Source organism: Enterobacter cloacae complex sp. SHL001 (assembly GCF_049236825.1).
Taxonomy (GTDB): domain Bacteria; phylum Pseudomonadota; class Gammaproteobacteria; order Enterobacterales; family Enterobacteriaceae; genus Enterobacter; species Enterobacter hormaechei_C.
Window position 1 is genome coordinate 323,104 of record NZ_JBMKIP010000002.1, and the last position, 17,750, is coordinate 340,853.

Annotated in this window: 12 protein-coding genes and 2 pseudogenes; 8 read left to right on the forward strand and 6 right to left on the reverse strand. The window is 56.2% G+C overall.

Annotated features, from left to right (window positions below; all coding sequences use genetic code 11):
• Positions 1-9 precede the first annotated feature (9 nt).
• On the forward strand, positions 10-1,080 hold the full coding sequence (dadX, locus tag ACOTYH_RS07065; protein ID WP_032653929.1) for a catabolic alanine racemase DadX: 1,071 nt from the start codon (positions 10-12) through the stop codon (positions 1,078-1,080).
• A 162-nt stretch (positions 1,081-1,242) separates the two neighbouring features.
• Here dadX and ACOTYH_RS07070 read toward each other — a convergent pair.
• Together ACOTYH_RS07070 and ldcA are read right to left on the reverse strand one after the other, a co-directional pair.
• A pseudogene (locus tag ACOTYH_RS07070) lies at positions 1,243-2,910 on the reverse strand (potassium/proton antiporter); the annotation flags it as partial.
• 97 nt (positions 2,911-3,007) lie between these two features.
• Positions 3,008-3,922 (reverse strand): muramoyltetrapeptide carboxypeptidase, encoded by a 915-nt coding sequence (gene ldcA, locus ACOTYH_RS07075; protein WP_058688650.1) that lies wholly within the window; start codon positions 3,920-3,922, stop codon positions 3,008-3,010.
• 107 nt (positions 3,923-4,029) lie between these two features.
• Here ldcA and emtA point away from each other — a divergent pair, with 107 nt between their 5' ends.
• Positions 4,030-4,641, forward strand: a complete 612-nt coding sequence (emtA, locus tag ACOTYH_RS07080; RefSeq protein ID WP_017384310.1) for a membrane-bound lytic murein transglycosylase EmtA — start codon at positions 4,030-4,032, stop codon at positions 4,639-4,641.
• A 37-nt stretch (positions 4,642-4,678) separates the two neighbouring features.
• Here the strand turns inward: emtA and ycgR are convergent, their stop codons facing one another.
• Positions 4,679-5,410, reverse strand: a complete 732-nt coding sequence (ycgR, locus tag ACOTYH_RS07085) for a flagellar brake protein YcgR (protein ID WP_414580142.1) — start codon at positions 5,408-5,410, stop codon at positions 4,679-4,681.
• A 160-nt stretch (positions 5,411-5,570) separates the two neighbouring features.
• Here ycgR and ACOTYH_RS07090 point away from each other — a divergent pair, with 160 nt between their 5' ends.
• Positions 5,571-7,673, forward strand: a complete 2,103-nt coding sequence (locus ACOTYH_RS07090) for a TonB-dependent siderophore receptor (RefSeq protein ID WP_350364409.1) — start codon at positions 5,571-5,573, stop codon at positions 7,671-7,673.
• A 90-nt stretch (positions 7,674-7,763) separates the two neighbouring features.
• Here ACOTYH_RS07090 and ACOTYH_RS07095 read toward each other — a convergent pair whose 3' ends face one another.
• Positions 7,764-9,446 carry an alpha,alpha-trehalase gene (locus ACOTYH_RS07095; protein ID WP_045907235.1) on the reverse strand — a complete coding sequence of 561 codons (1,683 nt, stop codon included), beginning with the start codon at positions 9,444-9,446 and terminating at the stop codon, positions 7,764-7,766.
• A 437-nt stretch (positions 9,447-9,883) separates the two neighbouring features.
• On the opposite strand from ACOTYH_RS07095, the pseudogene ACOTYH_RS07100 reads away from it, so the two are divergent.
• Positions 9,884-11,096, forward strand: a pseudogene (locus ACOTYH_RS07100) (carbohydrate porin).
• An 87-nt stretch (positions 11,097-11,183) separates the two neighbouring features.
• Here the strand turns inward: ACOTYH_RS07100 and gap are convergent.
• Together gap and ACOTYH_RS07110 are read right to left on the reverse strand one after the other, a co-directional pair.
• A complete protein-coding gene (gap, locus tag ACOTYH_RS07105; protein ID WP_045907236.1) occupies positions 11,184-12,194 on the reverse strand; it encodes a type I glyceraldehyde-3-phosphate dehydrogenase in 1,011 nt (336 codons plus the stop codon).
• A 78-nt stretch (positions 12,195-12,272) separates the two neighbouring features.
• Positions 12,273-13,253, reverse strand: coding sequence for a GlxA family transcriptional regulator (locus ACOTYH_RS07110; RefSeq protein WP_421637639.1), 981 nt, complete (start codon positions 13,251-13,253; stop codon positions 12,273-12,275).
• Between the two features lie 847 nt (positions 13,254-14,100).
• On the opposite strand from ACOTYH_RS07110, the gene ACOTYH_RS07115 reads away from it, so the two are divergent.
• The 4 genes from ACOTYH_RS07115 to ACOTYH_RS07130 are packed head-to-tail and all read left to right on the forward strand — an operon-like array spanning position 14,101 to position 17,750.
• Complete coding sequence (locus tag ACOTYH_RS07115; protein WP_006810964.1) at positions 14,101-14,595, forward strand: hypothetical protein; 495 nt, start codon at positions 14,101-14,103, stop codon at positions 14,593-14,595.
• Positions 14,596-14,618: 23 nt separating this feature from the next.
• Positions 14,619-15,122 carry a type VI secretion system lipoprotein TssJ gene (tssJ, locus tag ACOTYH_RS07120; protein WP_022648418.1) on the forward strand — a complete coding sequence of 168 codons (504 nt, stop codon included), beginning with the start codon at positions 14,619-14,621 and terminating at the stop codon, positions 15,120-15,122.
• A gap of 28 nt (positions 15,123-15,150) precedes the next feature.
• The gene (gene tssK / locus ACOTYH_RS07125; RefSeq protein ID WP_033486827.1) at positions 15,151-16,494 is read left to right on the forward strand and encodes a type VI secretion system baseplate subunit TssK; all 1,344 of its coding nucleotides are present in this window, start codon (positions 15,151-15,153) and stop codon (positions 16,492-16,494) included.
• Positions 16,495-16,511: 17 nt separating this feature from the next.
• On the forward strand, positions 16,512-17,750 hold the full coding sequence (locus ACOTYH_RS07130; protein WP_003859963.1) for a DotU family type VI secretion system protein: 1,239 nt from the start codon (positions 16,512-16,514) through the stop codon (positions 17,748-17,750).

Consider the following 17,750-nt stretch of genomic DNA (forward strand, 5'->3'; position numbering starts at 1 on the left):
GGAGTCGTCATGTCCCGTCCTATTCTGGCCCAGCTGGATTTGCAGGCGCTGAAGGATAACCTGCAAATTGTTCGCCGTGCTGCGCCGGGTTCTCGTGTCTGGTCGGTGGTGAAAGCCAACGCCTACGGTCATGGTATCGACCGTATCTGGAGTGCGCTCGGCGGCACCGATGGTTTTGCCTTGCTGAATCTGGAAGAGGCCATCCTGCTGCGCGAGCGCGGCTGGAAAGGACCGATCCTGCTGCTGGAAGGATTCTTTCATGCGCAGGATCTGCCTCTGCTGGATAAGTACCGCCTGACGACCAGCGTTCACAGTAACTGGCAGATCAAGGCCATCCAGGACGCGAAGCTGCATGCCCCGCTGGATATCTATCTCAAAGTGAACAGCGGGATGAACCGTCTGGGCTTCCAGCCTGAACGGGTGCATACGGTCTGGCAGCAGCTTCGTGCGCTGAAAAACGTCGGTGAGATGACGCTGATGGCGCACTTCGCCGATGCGGAAAAGCCGGACGGCATTGCCGATGCCATGGTCCGCATTGAGCAGGCGGCAGAAGGTCTGGACTGTCCGCGCTCGCTGTCGAACTCAGCGGCAACGCTCTGGCATCCCGAGGCGCACTACAACTGGGTACGTCCGGGGATCGTACTGTACGGCGCGTCACCCTCAGGTCAGTGGCAGGATATCGCCAACAGCGGCCTGAAGCCGGTGATGACGTTACGAAGCGAGATTATCGGCGTGCAAACCCTGAAAGCGGGCGATACGGTGGGCTATGGCAGCCGCTATCGGGCAGCAGGTGAACAGCGCATCGGTATCGTGGCGGGGGGCTATGCAGATGGTTATCCGCGCATCGCCCCAAGTGGCACGCCGGTGTGGGTCGATGGCGTGCGCACCGGCACGGTAGGCACCGTCTCAATGGACATGCTGGCCATCGATTTGACGCCGTGTCCCCAGGCGGGGATCGGGTCACCGGTTGAGCTGTGGGGCAACGAGGTTAAAATTGATGATGTGGCCGCTGCGGCGGGCACCGTCGGGTATGAGCTGATGTGCGCGCTGGCGCCAAGAGTCCCTGTTGTGACGGTGTAACCTGTGTGTGTGCCGGGTGGCGGCTCCGCCTTACCCGGCCTACAAAAGCCCGAACGTAGGCCGGGTAAGCGTTAGCGCCACCCGGCAAAAAAGCAGCTACTCCGCCTCCTCCTCCATCGGCCTTACGCCGACTTTGCGCACCGCGTTATCTTCTTTCTCCGCTACCGTCCAGATCATCCCGGCAAACTCCACCTGGTCACCGACGACCGGCGCAGCTCCTAATAATTGCTGAATAATCTCACCCAGGGTTTGCTGGTTATCGCGATTCTCCAGTCCACCTTCCAGGCCATAAATCAGCGCCACATCCGCAAAGCGGGCGCTGGCTTCGAGGATAAAATCGCCGAAGAAACGCTGATCCAGCGCCACCGGGGGCGACTGGCTGAACAGCTTGCCGAGGGCCGGCAGGTCGCGCTCGCGGCCAATCACGCAGAGGATATCGTTCTCACGCAGCCGCGTGCTGCCGGTCGGGTGAAGCAGGGCGTTATCCCGGAACAGGGCGGCAATGCGCGTTTCAGCGGGCATATGCAGATCGCGCAGGGACGCGCCCACGCACCACTTATCGGCGCTTAGCTGGTAGACAAACTGTTCCCAGGGATTCTCAGGGTGAATATCCAGCCCCACGCGGGAGACCGGCCAGCCAATGGGCGGTACCACCACTTTGGCTTTTTTCGCCGCCCAGCCCAGCGACGTTCCCTGGAACAGCAGCGACACCAGCACTACGAAGAAGGCGACATTGAAGAACAGGCGGGCGTTGTCCAGCCCGGCCATCATCGGGAACACTGCCAGAATAATTGGCACCGCGCCGCGCAGCCCCACCCAACTGATAAATATCCGCTCACGCAGGTTAAACCCGCGGAACGGCAGCAGCCCGGCAAACACCGACAGCGGACGGGCGAAGAAGATCATCCAGGCCGACAAAAGCAGCGCCGGTACGGCGATAGGCAGCAGGTCCGACGGCGTCACCAGCAGGCCCAGCACCAGGAACATGGCGATCTGCGCCAGCCAGGCCAGACCGTCGAAGTTCTGCAAGATGGCGTGACGGTTGCGAATCGGTCGGTTGCCCAACAGGAAACCGCAAAGGTAAACCGCCAGAATACCGCTGCCGTCCAGCGCGGTGGTGACGGCAAAGATCAGGATCCCACCGCTCAGGGCCAGCAGCGGGTAAAGGCCGGAAGGCAGCGTAATACGGTTAATCGTATGCTGTAACAGGTAACCGCCGCCGAGACCAATGATAATCCCGAGGCCAAACTGCTGGAGGATGTGCCAGGCGAACATCCAGCTCAGGCCGGTTTCGTGCTGCTGGATCATCTCAATCAGGGTAATGGTCAGGAACACCGCCATCGGATCGTTACTGCCGGATTCAATCTCAAGCGTGGAGCCCACGCGTTCGTTCAGCCCCTTGCCGCCGAGCAGCGAGAAAACCGCCGCCGCATCGGTAGAGCCGACAATCGCGCCAATCAGCAGCCCTTCCATTATATCGAGGTTAAACAGCCAGGCCGCCATCATGCCGGTCAGGCCGGAGGTGATCAGCACGCCGACGGTCGCCAGAGACAGCGCCGGGCCTAAGGCAACGCGAAACGAACTTGCCTGGGTGCGCATGCCGCCGTCCAGCAGAATCACCGCCAGCGCGAGGTTACTCACCATATAGGCGAAAGGGTAATTATCGAAGGGGATACCGCCGATACCGTCGATCCCGGCAAGCATGCCGATAGCCAGGAAAATGACAAGAATAGGTATGCCAAGACGCGATGAAAATGAACTTAATAAAATGCTAAAGGTTACCAGGATGGAACCCAGAATGAAAAGACTGATTATCGCTGTGGCACCCAATGTCGTCTTACTCCCACCTCAATGTGAACGCTGTTATTAAAACCCTAACATAATAACAACGTTAACTGCGTTTTATTGAGGGGGAATAACGGCTTTTTTATGCCTTTAAGACCGGATGACCGCTGATTGTTAACCGACTGCCTGAATTATCGTGTACAAGGTGCGCCTGGGCACCCAGCGGCAGGGTAACGGTTTGCTGCTCATGGCCGAAATCCAGACCGGCGATCACCGGGATATCCAGCCGGGAACGAATGAAATCAATCATCGTCTCCAGGGAATAGCCCGCATCGTAATCGTTGGGGGCTGAACCACTAAAACTGCCCAGCACAATGGCCGACTGCCGATCCAGGATCCCGGCGTGATACAGCTGCAACAGCATACGTTCGACGCGGAACGGGTGTTCGTTGATATCTTCCAGCACCAGTATGCCGTCCGTGATCTGCGGCAGCCACGGCGTTCCAATCAGCGACACCAGCATCGCGAGGTTGCCGCCCCACAGCTGTCCTTCACATTCCCAGTGCGGTCCATTGCCTTGCCACTCGATGGTGAACGTCGGGTTTTGCAGGGCGCGCCAGAAATGGTCCTGCGTAAACGCATCCAGCTCCGGCGCACCAAAGTTGCCGGCCAGCATCGGGCCGCTAAAGGTAATGACGTTATGCAACGCAAGCAGGCCGAGCTGGATCGCCGTGAAATCGCTGTGTCCGCAGATTAACAGCGGATCTTGCTGCTGGCGCGCGGCCAGCCCGGCCCAGTCGATGCTCTCCAGCAGCCGGCTTGCGCCATAGCCGCCGCGCACGGCCAGCACAATGGTGTTTTCACCTTCCAGCGTCGTCAGGCTGTTGATATCGCTCAGTCTCTGCGCCTCCGTACCGGCAAAACGCTGCATGCGGCGGGGGATAATTGTCTGATTTTCTACCTGATGGCCCATTTCCAGCAGGCGCTGAACGCCCCGCTGTGCCGCCTCCTGGTTGATGCAGTAGCCTGACGGTGCGATGAGATGAAACTGAGGCATGGCAATTCCTTGCTGAATGAGAATCTAATTGTCTATATCATGCCGCTTATACGCCGCCTGCTTCAAGGGGCGACGTACCGCGATGACCGGCTATAAGGATAGATGACGTGAAATTGAGATGGTTTGCTTTTTTGATTGTGCTGCTCGCTGGCTGTAGTTCAAAACATGATTATCAAAATCCCCCCTGGAACCCTGAAGTGCCGGTAAAGCGGGCCATGCAGTGGATGCCGATCAGCGAACAAGCCGGGAAGGCCTGGGGCGTGAGCCCGCGTCTGATCACGGCGATCATTGCCGTGGAATCCGGTGGCAACCCGACGCTGGTGAGTAAATCGAATGCGGTGGGGCTGATGCAGTTAAAAGCCTCGACGGCGGGAAGAGAGGTCTATCGCTACATGGGCTGGAAGGGACAGCCATCCACCAGCGAGCTGAAAAACCCGGAACGTAATATCTCTATGGGAACCGCTTACCTGAGTATTCTCGAGCATGGCATTCTGAAGGGGATTGACGATCCGGAAGTGATGCAATATGCGCTGGTGGTGTCGTACGTTAACGGAGCCGGCGCGCTGCTCCGAACCTTCTCATCCGATCGCAAAGAGGCGATAGAAGAGATTAACGATATGGATAAAGATGAATTCTTCGAGCACGTTGTGAAGAATCATCCGTCAGCACAGGCTCCACGTTATATCTGGAAAGTACAGAAAGCGATGGACGCCATGTAACGCCTTTGTCGGGCGGCAGCATGCTGCCCGACGCCTTTCAGCGCACTTTGTTCGCGCGTTCCCGCGCTTCACGCTCCAGTGAGAAGATGATGCGCTGTAGTTCGCGTTCGGCGCCTGGCCCGACATTCAGAAAGCGAAAGCTCAGTCGCGGCGTGGTAATGGTTTCGTTTTTGCTGTCCACCACCTTACGCTCGCTGATGGCAATCAGCTGGGCGTCAAACCAGAAGCGTCCCCATCCGCCCATATCCAGCTCAATCTGACTAAAACGCATGCCTTCCACCAGTCCTTCCGGCTTCGGCGTATCCATTAACGCGCCCATCCCGCCCAGTGACAGGTCGAAGAGACGAAAGCGGATCTCTTTTTTGTCCGGCATTTTTGCCTTACAGAAATAGGCCGGGTGAAGCGGGGCGCTGATGCGAAAAAACTCGCGGCGTTGCACGAACCAGAGGTTAGCGGGCAGGGGAGCGATAAACGCAGGCAAACCCTGGTACGCGATCGTGGTCAGGTGGGGCAGTATAAACTCGACTTTAGCCCCCTGCGTTTCGGCCATCACCGAGAGGTTTTCTGCCTGGAGCGCGGCACGGTTTTCTTCGCTCTGGCTACCCAGATCCACGATCAGGTGTTCTGCCGTCACGTCCAGGATCTTGCTGATAAACTGGCTGGTTGACCAGTTGATGCGCAGCGGCACCTCGCCCTTTTTCAGGTCGCGTAACACCCCTAATACAGCCAGCGGATTTTGTTTCAGGAACTGCTCACTGTAGCTACTCACGCCAGATGGCTCCTCGATAGATGACAGACTGTCTCTGGGTTATCGGCACGCTGGCATGAAACTTAATACAAACGATCTGTTTTTCTCCGCCGATATTGATTTGCTAATGGAAATGATAATAATTGGCGTTCCCAATACCATCTAATAACAAGACGACACTATGAGCACCTCACGTTTTGCGTTATGCGCGTTGGCAGGCGCCGTCACGCTGGCATTGCAAACACAGGCTTTTGCAGAAGAACCCACCATCGTGGTGACCGGTACAGAGCAGGGCAGCGCGCTCCCTGCCTGGACCAACAGCGCCACGAAATCAGCCGTCGCGGAAAGTAAAACGCCGCAGGTGATCAACACCATTGCCGCTAAAGAGATTGAGCAGCGGCACGCCAGTTCGGTAAACGAGATCCTGCGCTATGCGCCGGGCGTTTCCACGGAGGTGCGCGGGAGCACCTCTTACATGAGCGAGTACAAAATCCGCGGGTTCAACGTCGAGCAGGAGTTCTACAACGGCCTGCAACTTCCCTATAACGTCACCGGGAACACCAAAGCGCGAATCGATCCGCTGCTGATTGAGAGCGTCGATATCCTGAAGGGGCCGTCATCCGTGCTGTATGGCGGCGGCTCCCCGGGCGGGCTGGTCAATATTCAGAGTAAAAAGCCGCAGAAAGAGGCGAAAACAGAACTGGGCTTTAACACCGGAAACCGCAATCTGAAAGAGGGGTACCTGGACTCCACGGGGCAGATTGCGACCAGCGACTGGAACTATCGCCTGCTGGGTAAAGCGACAGAGAGTGACGAACAGGCGCACACCACGCGCTATGAAAACTATCTGGTGGCCCCCTCCGTGACCTGGCAGCCGGATGACAAAACGCGCCTGACCATTGACGCGCTGGCGCAAAATACGCCGAGCCTGACGCCGTCTGATCCGATGCCGCTAAGCTATCTACGGTCTAAATACGCCGATCGTCGTGACTATGCCGGGGATGAGTGGAGCGGCTTTAAGCAGCGTCAGTGGATGCTGGGCTACAGCTTTGAACATGAGTTTGACAGTGGCTGGGGCTTTAGCCAGAAAGCGCGCTACTTTGACGTGGACACCCACCAGCGCAGCGCCTATTCAACCGGGACGGGCAGCGAGGTCTACCAGCTTAACCGCTTCGCCTATACCACGGATGAAGATTTACAGAGCTTCAACATTGATAACCAGGTCACCCGAACCGTCGCGCTGGGGGACTGGAAACATCATCTGCTGGCGGGCTTTGACTACCAGAAGCTGAACTCTCACTTCCATTATCGTTACGCCTCGTCCACACCGGGTATCGATATGCGTAATCCGGATCACTCGCAGATCGATAACGATGCGCTGGGGCTTGAAACCGCGCAGAAAAACCGTCTCAGCTATCAGCAGAATGGCTATTACCTCCAGGATCAGATTGCGTTTGGCGGGCTGAACGTGTTGGCCAGCCTGCGCTATGACGACTACCGTTCCGTCACCACCAACTATCTGCAAAACGGTGACAAAGCCTGGGTATCGCAGGATCGCCTCACCAAGCGACTGGGTGCGCTTTATGCCTTCGACAATGGTCTCTCGCCGTTTATCAGCTATTCGGAAGGGTTCGCCCCGGTATCGCCGCAGGGCACGCTGACCGCGAAAGACGTTAAGCCCACCACCAGCAAGCAGGTGGAGGGTGGGGTGAAATACCTGCTGGCGGAATACGCAACCACCTTCACCGCCTCGGTGTTTAACATTCGTCAGAAAAATGTGGTGACCAGCGATCCGGGCTTCCTCAACTATCGCCAGACCGGGGAAGTGGAATCGAAAGGCGCGGAGCTTTCCGCTATGAGTCGTCCAACGGATAACCTGACGCTGATTGCCAACTATGCCTACACCCACGCCATCAATACCGAAGATGACAAGTACCAGGGCAAACGACCGACGCAGGTCCCTGAGAACGCCTTTAATCTGTGGGGGGATTACACCGTTGACAGCACGCCGCTGAGAGGGTTAACGCTGGGGGCAGGGGCACGCTACACCGGGCCGATGGAGATCTCGCCAGCCAACGACGCAGGCAAGCTGGGCGGTACGACGCAATACGATCTGGCGGCGTCTTACCGCATGGGCGAGCTGGCGCCATCGCTGGAGGGGCTGACGCTGAAAGCGAGCGCGCAGAACGTCACCAACAAAGAGACGCTCACCTGCTATGACGCGACCAACTGCTGGATAGGCCGTGACCGCACGTTCCAGGTCGGGGCGAGTTACAGCTTCTGAAAAAAGCCCGGTGGCGCTTCGCTACCGGGCCAATCTATTGCACGGAACCGTCCCCTCGCCCCACCGGGGAGAGGGTCAGGGTGAGGGGCGCTACTGCGCCGCCTGTTTCGCAGGTGCAACATCATCGTTTGCCGCAGGCTGATTCTCCGGTACGCTGTCGCACGGCTTCTCTTTCGGGCAGACCATGTCCAGCATCCTGAGCGTCACGCCGTTACTCCAGCCGAAACCGTCCTGCAACGGATACTCACCGCCGCCACCGCCGGTACCGGTCGAAGAGACATCGTACTTCTCAACCAGTTTCTTCTCGCGATCGTAGGTATGCTGAACGTTTTTCAGGAAACGCCAGGTTACGTCCATCGCCACTTTCTGCTGACCATAGTTCTGCAACCCTTCCACCGCTACCCACTGCAACGGCGCCCAGCCGTTCGGCGCATCCCACTGCTGCCCGCTGTTGATGGTGGTGGTAGAAATACCGCCCGGTTTCAGCAGGCGTGACGACGCGGCTGCGGCCACTTTATCCGCGCGATCCTGTGATGCGGCCTTCACATACAGCGGGAAGAGGGCTGCGGCCGTCAGCTGATTACGCACCTTCCCGGTTTTCAGATCGTAATCCGCATACCAGCCCTCTTTATCGTTCCACAGGTGGCTTTCCATGGCTTTCTGACGTGCGGAGGCCAGCGCGTCATATTTACTTGCACTGGCGTTATCGCCGTCTTCCTGACTGGCGCGGGCCAGCAGTTTTTCCATCTTAAACATCAGCGCATTCAGATCCACCGGCACGATGCTGGTGGTGCGGATGGTACCCAGCTTCTGTGGATCGTCCATCCAGCGGGAGCTGAAATCCCAGCCCGAGGCCGCGGCAGAGCGCAGATCGCGGTAAATTTCGGTGGCCGGACGGTTAGGGTTATTTTTGGCGGTGGTCACGTCATCCAGCCACGACTCAGAGCGCGGCGTGTCCCGATCGTCCCAGTAGCGGTTGAGGATCGAGCCGTCATCCAGCTTCACCACGCGTTTGTTCGCCTGACCAGGCTGGAGCCCATCAGCCCCCTCCATCCAGTAAGCGTACTCTTTCTCCATCTGCGGACGGTATTTCTTCAACGCGTCGCTGTCATGCGTGGCCAGCAATTCCACCATCAGCGAGAAGAAAGGCGGCTGAGAGCGGCTCAGGTAGTAGCTGCGGTTACCGTTAGGGATATGGCCCCAGGTATCAAGCTCGTAAGCGAAGTTGTCCACCATGTCGCCGATCTTATCCCAGTGGCCGCTCTCGGCCAGCCCCAGCATGGTGAAATAGCTGTCCCAGTAATAGACTTCGCGGAAGCGTCCTCCCGGCACGACATAGGGCTTTGGCAGGGGCAGGAGGGAGTCCCATTTGTTCGCTTTGTCAGTGGTGCGGGTCAGTACAGGCCACAGATCGTCTATGTGTTCGCGCAGGCTCTGGCCTTCAGGGGGAACGTATTTCTCACCTTCCTTCGGCAGGATAAAGTTCATTTCTACGAAGTGGCGCAGGTCAAAACCGGACTGGGTATGCTGCATCCGGTAATCCGCCAGGATGGTTAGCGGGTCGCTTTTGGGAACGGCATCCGCGAAGGTTTTCTGATCCGGGAACAGTTTGGCGCTCTGTACTTCATTAAAGAGGGGGCCAAGGAGAATATCAGGTGAGCTTTGCTGGCTCGTTGGCTGGTCTTCAGCATAACTAAATGCGGTAACACCGAGTAGGGCGCCTGCCAACGTAAGGTGTAACAAGCCAGGGCGTAGCATTCGAGTTTTTATCATCGGTTCATCTCCATTCGTCGCTGGGCAGCGTCACCGCTGTCGTCAATCACCTGAAAACCTTAGACGAATATTGCCCGCTTCGCGTGTTAGATATCCCATTTTGCGCATTACCAGACAATTTACCGCCGCGCCCGGACGTGAGAAGCGCGCCGGAAACAATTTACTCGGGGAATGTTTTTTGGGGAATGGTTTTAATTAAATATCCTGTCAGGGCACACTATGAATATTGACCAGGCTTATGGGTTGCAATCTTTTTTAATTCTGTGAACGGGGTTGTGTTTCTTTATTACATTCCGCGAATAACTTTCCGTGAAGGTCACACAAAGTAAAAAACATAACCGACATAACAAAAAACATAATAGCCTGCCGAAAAACATTTATACGAAATAGAGTGGCCCATCACTTAGGGTATTCGCTTTTATTTCAGGATGGATTCTATGCAATTAAAAAAAATGGTTGTCCTCGTGGGGGTACTCTGTTCTGGCTCTCTTTTTGCGGCACAAAGCGCGACGAGCGTAGATGAAAAACTGGCGCAACTGGAGGCGCAAATCGAGGCGTTGAAACAACAGCAGGCGGCCAGTCAGCAGGCTGCTCCCGTGGTCGTCCAGTCAGAAAAGCCCGTCAATAAAGACGCACCACCGAAGCTGACGCTTTCGGGCTTTGGATATATAAAATTTTATGGCGATGTGGAATTTAATATGGATGCTGCCAGCAAAACCGGCAGTCTGACTTCTGTTAAGTAAAGTGCTAATAGCGACTGGGCGCCGGGAGATAAAGAACGGTGGGATATTAATTGTCGTATTTTGCTGGGGTTTGAGGGTTACCGAAAAATGGATAACGGCCATTTTGCCGGATTTTCTGTACAACCACTGGGCGATTTAGCAGGGCAAATGTACCTTGATGATGCGGTATTTTTCTTTGGCGCAGAAAACGACTGGGAAATTAAAGTTGGACGTTTTGAAGCCTACGATATGTTCCCGCTTAACCAGGATACCTTTGTTGAATACTCAGGCAATACAGCGGACGATCTTTATAGCGACGGCTATGGTTACATTTATATGCTGAAAGAGGGGCGTGGCCGTACCGACAGCGGCGGTAACTTCCTGATGAGTAAAACGCTGGATAACTGGTATTTCGAGCTGAATACGCTGTTCAAAGACGGCAGCGATCTGTACGTCGACCAGCGCTACCATGGCCGGAACTGGAAAATGATAAGAACGTCGCCTATGTCCGGCCAGTTATTTCGTGGCAGGACGGCCCGTTCTCAACGGCCGTCGCCATGGAAACCAATCTGGTCAACAATGCTTATGGCTATCGGGATGACGCGGGTCGTTGGGTCGATCAGTCTGACCGCACCGGTTACGGATTCACCATGACCTGGGCTATATTTATGCACATAACGAAATCGACGAATTTAACACTTCAACCTTTGACGCAGAGTGTGAGAATGATTGCTGGATCACCGATCCGGGTGAGTATGATATTCACACTGTCCATGCGTCATACCTTATTCCCAACGTAATGAAGATGAAGAACTTTAACATTTACCTGGGCGCCTACGCTTCGTGGGTGAACGCGTCGCCGAAAAAGGGAAGCGATAAGAACGACGATCGTTATGGCGGTCGTGTGCGGTTTAAATATTATTTCTGAAGAGTGTCATAATGCCCCCCTGTTAGCAGGCAGAGGGGCCATTTTGCAGGCCGGGTATGCGCAAGCGTCACCCGGCAATACGATCGGCTACAACCCTTTCTTATCCATCAGCACCGCCAGATCCACCAGACGGTTCGAGAAGCCCCATTCGTTGTCATACCACGACAGGATCTTCACCATATTCCCGCCAATCACCAGCGTTGAAAGCCCGTCGATGATGGATGAGCGCGGGTCGCCCTGATAATCACTGGAGACCAGCGGTTCATCGCTGTAGCCCAGGATGCCTTTCAGCGGCCCGCTGGCGGCAGCCTGACGGAACGCGTCATTCACCTCCTCAGCGGTCACGTTGCGGCTCAGCGTCACCGTCAGATCGACAATCGACACCACCGGAACCGGCACGCGCAGGGAATACCCGGTGAGTTTACCGTCAAGCTCAGGGATCACTTTCCCGAGCGCTTTTGCCGCGCCGCTGGAGTAAGGCACAATCGATAATGCTGCCGCGCGCGCGCCGCGCAGATCTTTTTCCGGCTGGTCATGCAGCGCCTGGCTGTTGGTGTAGGCATGCGTGGTGTTCATCAGCCCGTGCTCAATGCCAAACTGCTGGTGCAGCACCTGCGCCGCTGGCGCCAGACCATTAGTGGTGCAACTCCCGTTGCTGACCACAAAATGCTGGGCCGGATCGTACAGCGTGTGGTTCACACCCATCACCACCGTCAGATCATCATTTTTAGCCGGGGCGGAAATAATGACGCGTTTTGCGCCGCCGCTCGTGATATGCACCGCCGCTTTTTCACGTTCGGTGAAGAAGCCGGTTGCTTCAATTACCACCTCAACGCCTGCGTCTTTCCACGCAATGTTTGCCGGGTCGCGTTCACTGAATACGGTGATGCGTTGCCCGTCAACCTGTAGCGCGCCGTCCGCCGCTTCCACAGGCACCGGCAGCGTGCCGAGCAGAGAGTCATATTTCAGCAGATGGGCGAGGGTTTTACTGTCCGTCAGATCGTTAATGGCCACAATCTGGAGATCCGGGTTGCCCAGCGCCGCGCGCAGGACATTACGTCCGATACGGCCGAAACCGTTAATACCGACCTTAACCATGATGCACTCCTTATCTGTGATGTCTGGAGTTACTGTAGGCGTCAGGTCGTATGGCGTAAATGACAAAAAAGGATCATATTACGCCATTCTGCGGCAGTGGAATCGCTGGCGGTATTCGCCCGGCGTGAGATGAAGCTGCTTTTCAAAAACGCGGCGCAGGTTGATGCTGGTACCAAACCCGCTTTTTTCGGCAATGACCTCAAGCGGATCCTGGGTCTGCTCCAGAAGCTGTCGGGCGGCGGCCAGACGCGCTTCGGTGACATAACGGGCCGGAGGCACGCCCACGTCACGCGTGAACACGCGGGTGAAATTGCGCGGGCTCATGGCGACCCGTTCGGCCAGCCTTTCGACGCACAAATCTGCGGTGAGGTTTTGCAGGATCCAGCTTTGCAGTTCGTTGACTGGTCCGGTCGCGCCGGACTGCTCCAGATTATAGCGGCTGAACTGTAGCTGGCCGCCAGGCCGACGCAGGTACATCACCATATCCTGCGCCACATTGCGGGCGAGGGTGAAGCCGTAATCATCCTCCACCAGCGCCAGCGTCAGGTCAAACCCGGAGCTGACGCCGCCCGACGTCCAGACGGGGCCATCCTGAACATAGAGCGGGCCGCCCTCAACGTTGACCGCAGGATAGCGGGTTTTCAGGGTTTCCAGCAGCCGCCAGTGGGTCGTTGCCCGGCGCCCGTCGAGCAGTCCGGCCTGTGCCAGCAGCAGGGCCCCGCCGCAGACAGAGGCGACGCGGCGCGCATGCGGCGCGGCAAGGTGCAGCCAGTCCACCACGGCGGTGCTCTCCTGCTCATTCATGCCGCGACCGGTAATGATGATCGTGTCCAGCGGCTCGCGCGGATCCAGCTCCGGCAGGCGATAGTCCGCCAGCAGGTTTAAGCCGGACTGGCCGTGGATCACCAGGTGAGGCTGGGTGGTGGCGATAATGATGCGGTAGCGGGGCTGCGCAAGGCCGTCCGGGTGCAGCCGGTTGGCCTGCATCAGAATGTCGGCGATACCGGCGGCCTCAAACAACATGCCACCATCGGGAACGATAATCAGGATCTTCTTCATGTCCTGAAAAGTACCTTTATCACAAAATAAGTCAAGCGGAAGGCGAACATTGTAGAAGAGACAAATGAGGCGTGCCGGGTGAAAGAGTAGAACGGCAGATGTTGGGAAGAAGTAAAATAAATATGTAGTAACGGTAAAACTTCTTGCGTGAGGTTCACTGTCAGCGCCGCTGAACCCCCCAGTTTATGGGCTGCAAGGGAGCGCGCTGAACGATGAGAGAGCAAAAAGATGTAGCCGGGCTTAATTGTTTAGGTGCAAAAAATAACCCCAAAGGGGAATTTTGCTCAGGTTATTTCGGATCGCGAAATTAAATTTCTGCCATTTTCTTAGCCGCCATTTGTTTATGCGGGACGCTCGTGCACAATAAAAGTTATCTTCTGAATGCAACAATGAAAATATCCCAGATATATCCCGCAGCGCACAGAAAAAATGAAATTCTACTAATTATGGTAGTGGAGATAATAAGGGGTTACGTTAATGATAGTGGTTCTCTTTTTCCTGTTTAGCCATTAATTTTCATAGAGTTATGCTCAAAATCTGTCTAAGAAAAAGACGATTTTACCTAAGTGCGCATTTTTTATGAGATTAATCCTATAATGCATTGGGCGTATCATTAAACGCCATTAAGCAGGTGGGAAATATTGAATTGATGACAAGCTCATGTAAACTTGTCTACCGTTTGTCAAAATATGTCAGGAGCATGCTGGGCCCATTTCTGTCGGGTTCGTGCGGTAGCTATGCCTTAAAATAGTTACCTGCTGAAAATATTCCGATTATTTTAACAATAGCACCTAAGTCAAATTTTATCCCCTCTCTTCATCCTCTAAATATCGCTACGGAAAAGCATATGAAACTGCGCGTATTGTTATCACTTCTGTTTGTTATGGCGGTGGCGGGCTGTAAGGCGCCGCAGAAACCAGCGATCACCGATGATACGATTGTGACCAGCCAGGTGAATGGCATCACGCTGACGCACCGTCACGCTGTTACCCCTCCGGCGGAGTTCACTCAGGTGAATGAACCGTACCGTGCCATGTACCCGGCATCCCTGATGAGCCGTCCTGACTACGGCGGAAAAGTGATCCGTACGCTTGAGACCGGTAAAACTTACGTCGTGCTGGGGCAGGTTGAACATTTCTGGATGGCGCTGGCCGATGAAGGGAGTGAACAGCTGATTGGTTACGTTCCGATGCGTGCCGTGATCAAGGCTGACCAGTACGAAGCCACCGTGCGTAAACAGGCACTGCGCCCGAAAGCGCGTAAGAAAACCACCTGTGTTGATGTCGATGGCAACAGCAAAGCCTGCAAAGACAGCGCGAACGGTACCTGGATCCTGAACTAAATGGGTTTCACGAGCATATTTTTATGAATAATAAAAATTTTCATCGGATGTGGTTCCCTTTTTTTGCGTTGATTCTCGCGCTGATCGGTGGTTGTACGTCGTCTTCACACAGCGACCCCTCCCGCTACAATCTTCAGTTTCAGGCTCATCCTCAAATCAATGATTCTGCGCCGCTTAAGGTCAGAGTGTTGCTGCTGAAATCCGATGCGGATTTCATGTCCAGTGACTTCTACTCCTTACAGAACAATGCGTCAGCCACGCTTGGCGCGAATCTGCTGAACAGCGATGTGTTCTTCCTGATGCCGGGCCAGCTTTCGAAAACCCTGAGCGGACAAAGCTCACCGGAAGCGCGCTATATCGGCGTGATGGCGGAATACCAGGCGCTGGACGGCAAAAAATGGCGCGTCTCACTTCCTTTGCCTGTTCCCGGCGAAAACGCGATTTACCAGTTCTGGAAATGGTCCGCAGATGAACTCCAGGCCAGCGTCTTTCTTGACGTAAATGGTATCCGGGTCATCAGCCAGTAACGCCCTTCATAACAGGAAAGAGATCATCATGACGAAAGCAGAAAAGGTCGTCTGGACCGAGGGCATGTTCCTGCGTCCCCACCATTTTCAGCGGACAGAAAGCTACCTCCTCAACCACGTTCGTGAGTGGGGGGCCTTGCAGCGATCGTATCTTTGGGGCTTTCTCGACCTTGAGCTGGATGAAGCGATGCTTCGCCAGGGCTGTATTGCCCTGAGCTACTGTAGCGGTTTGCTGCCTGACGGCACCTTTTTCCAGGTTCGCAGCGACCGCAACGGTCCGGCTCCGCTAAAAATCCCCGATAATCTCACCAATGAAAAGGTGGTGCTTGCGCTGCCGGTTCGTCGCGGTGGCCGTGAAGAGGTGATTTTCAGCGAGGAGCAGTCTTCTCTGGCGCGTTTTATTACCTTTGAACAAGAGGTGGAAGACGACAACGCCATGTCGGTCGGGGAGGCGACGGTCCAGTTTGGCCGCCTGCGTCTGACCCTGATGCTGGAGAAAGATCTGACGGCAGAATGGACCGCCATCGGCGTGGCGTACGTCACCGAAAAGCGCAACGATAACCACGTGCGGCTGGATAACAGCTACATCCCGCCAATGCTGAACACCAATAACAGCCCGCAGCTGTACGGCATGATCAATGACCTGCACGGCTTGCTGGTGCAGCGTAGCCAGCAGATCGGCGGTCGACTGCGCCAGCCGGGGCGTTTCAATACGTCCGAGATGGTTGAGTTCACGCTTCTCTCGCTGATCAACCGCCACCTTGGCGACGTCTCACATTTAAAAACGCTGCCGCTGCTTCACCCGGAAGCGCTCTGGCGCAGCTGGCTGCCGTTCGCCACGGAGCTCGCCACCTGGACGCCGCAGCGTACCGCAGAGAGCATACTGCCGGTATACGACCATGACGATCTCGCCGTTTGCTTCAGCAAACTGATGCTGATGCTGCGTCAGGGGCTGTCGCTGGTCATGGAAGATCATGCCATCCAGCTGCCGCTGCACGAACGCTCCCACGGGCTGAACATCGCCACCGTGCCGGAGACCAGCATGGTCCGCGAATTTGGCTTCGTGCTGGCGGTAAAAGCCAATGTCCCCGGCGAACACCTGCAAACCCATTTCCCTGCCCAGATGAAGGTTGCGCCAGTGTCGAAAATTCGCGATCTGGTCCAGCTCCAGCTGCCGGGCATCATGCTTCGGGCAATGCCCGTCGCGCCGCCGCAGATCCCGTGGCATGCAGGCTACAGCTATTTCGAGCTCGAGAGGGGCAGCGAACTGTGGCACGAGATGGACAAGTCCGGGGCATTCGCGCTGCATCTCGCAGGGGAATTCCCGGGTCTCGATATGGAGTTCTGGGCCATCCGTAGCCCGACAGAATAATAAAGCGAGCGCTTAATATGCAGGAACGACAGGATACCGGCAGTGATGCCGTGTTTACCGGAGCCAGTGGGAACAATCAGCTGGTGGCGGCCGCCAATCCGCTGCTCAATGCGATTCCGCAAATCCGTCATTCGGTTTCCCACGACGATCAGGTCGGGCTGCGCCAGCGCCTGATTGACGAAATTCGCCGTTTCGAAGTGCGATGCCAGCAGGCGGGCTTACCGTATGAAGTGATTGTCGGCGCGCGCTACTGCCTCTGCACGGCGCTGGACGAAGCCGCCGCGCTGACCCCGTGGGGAAGCAGCGGCGTCTGGTCAAGCAATGGTCTGTTGGTGACGTTTCATAACGAAACCTGGGGCGGTGAGAAGTTTTTCCAGCTGCTGGCGCGTCTGTCGCAGAATCCGCGCGAACACATTCTGCTGCTGGAGATGATCAACTACTGTCTGCTGCTCGGCTTTGAAGGCCGCTACCGCGTGCTGGACAATGGCCGGACCCAGCTTGAAACCATCAAACAGCGCCTGTGGCAGATGATCCGTGGCGTGCGCGGCAGCTACCCGCCGCCGCTCTCGCCGCACCCGGAAGATCGCCCCGTTCTGCGCAAGCTCTGGCGGCCGATGATCCCACTCTGGGCGTGCGTGGCGCTGGTCGGTTTTATCGCCTGCCTGTTCTATATCGTGCTGAACTGGCGTCTGGGTGATAACACCAGCCCGGTGCTGGCGAAAATTTACCAGTCCCAACTGCCGGAAACCACGATCCAGCAGCCTGCGCGTCAGCTGCCGGCGGTGCTGAACCTGCGCGGCTTCCTGAAACCAGAAATTGATGCCGGTCTGGTGGCCGTTAAGGATGAGGCGGATCGCAGCGTGGTGATCCTGAAAGGGGACGGACTCTTTGCCTCGGCCTCAACGGTGGTGCGCGATCGCTATGAGCCGGTCATCGACCGCATCGCCCAGGCGATGAATAACGTCAGCGGCAAAATTCTGGTGGTGGGGTACAGCGACAACGTGCCGATCCGCAGCGCACGCTTCGCCTCCAACTATGAACTCTCGCTTGAGCGCGCCCGTTCGGTGCAAAAACAGCTCCAGGGTAGCCTCTCGCAGCCTGAGCGCGTCAAAGCCGAAGGGCGGGGCGAGATCAACCCGGTAGCGCCTAACACCACGCCTGAAAATCGCGCCCGTAACCGCCGCGTGGAGATTACGCTGCTGGTATCGCCTGACAATACACAGGCCGAGCTGAACGGATTGCCGCAAGGAAACTAA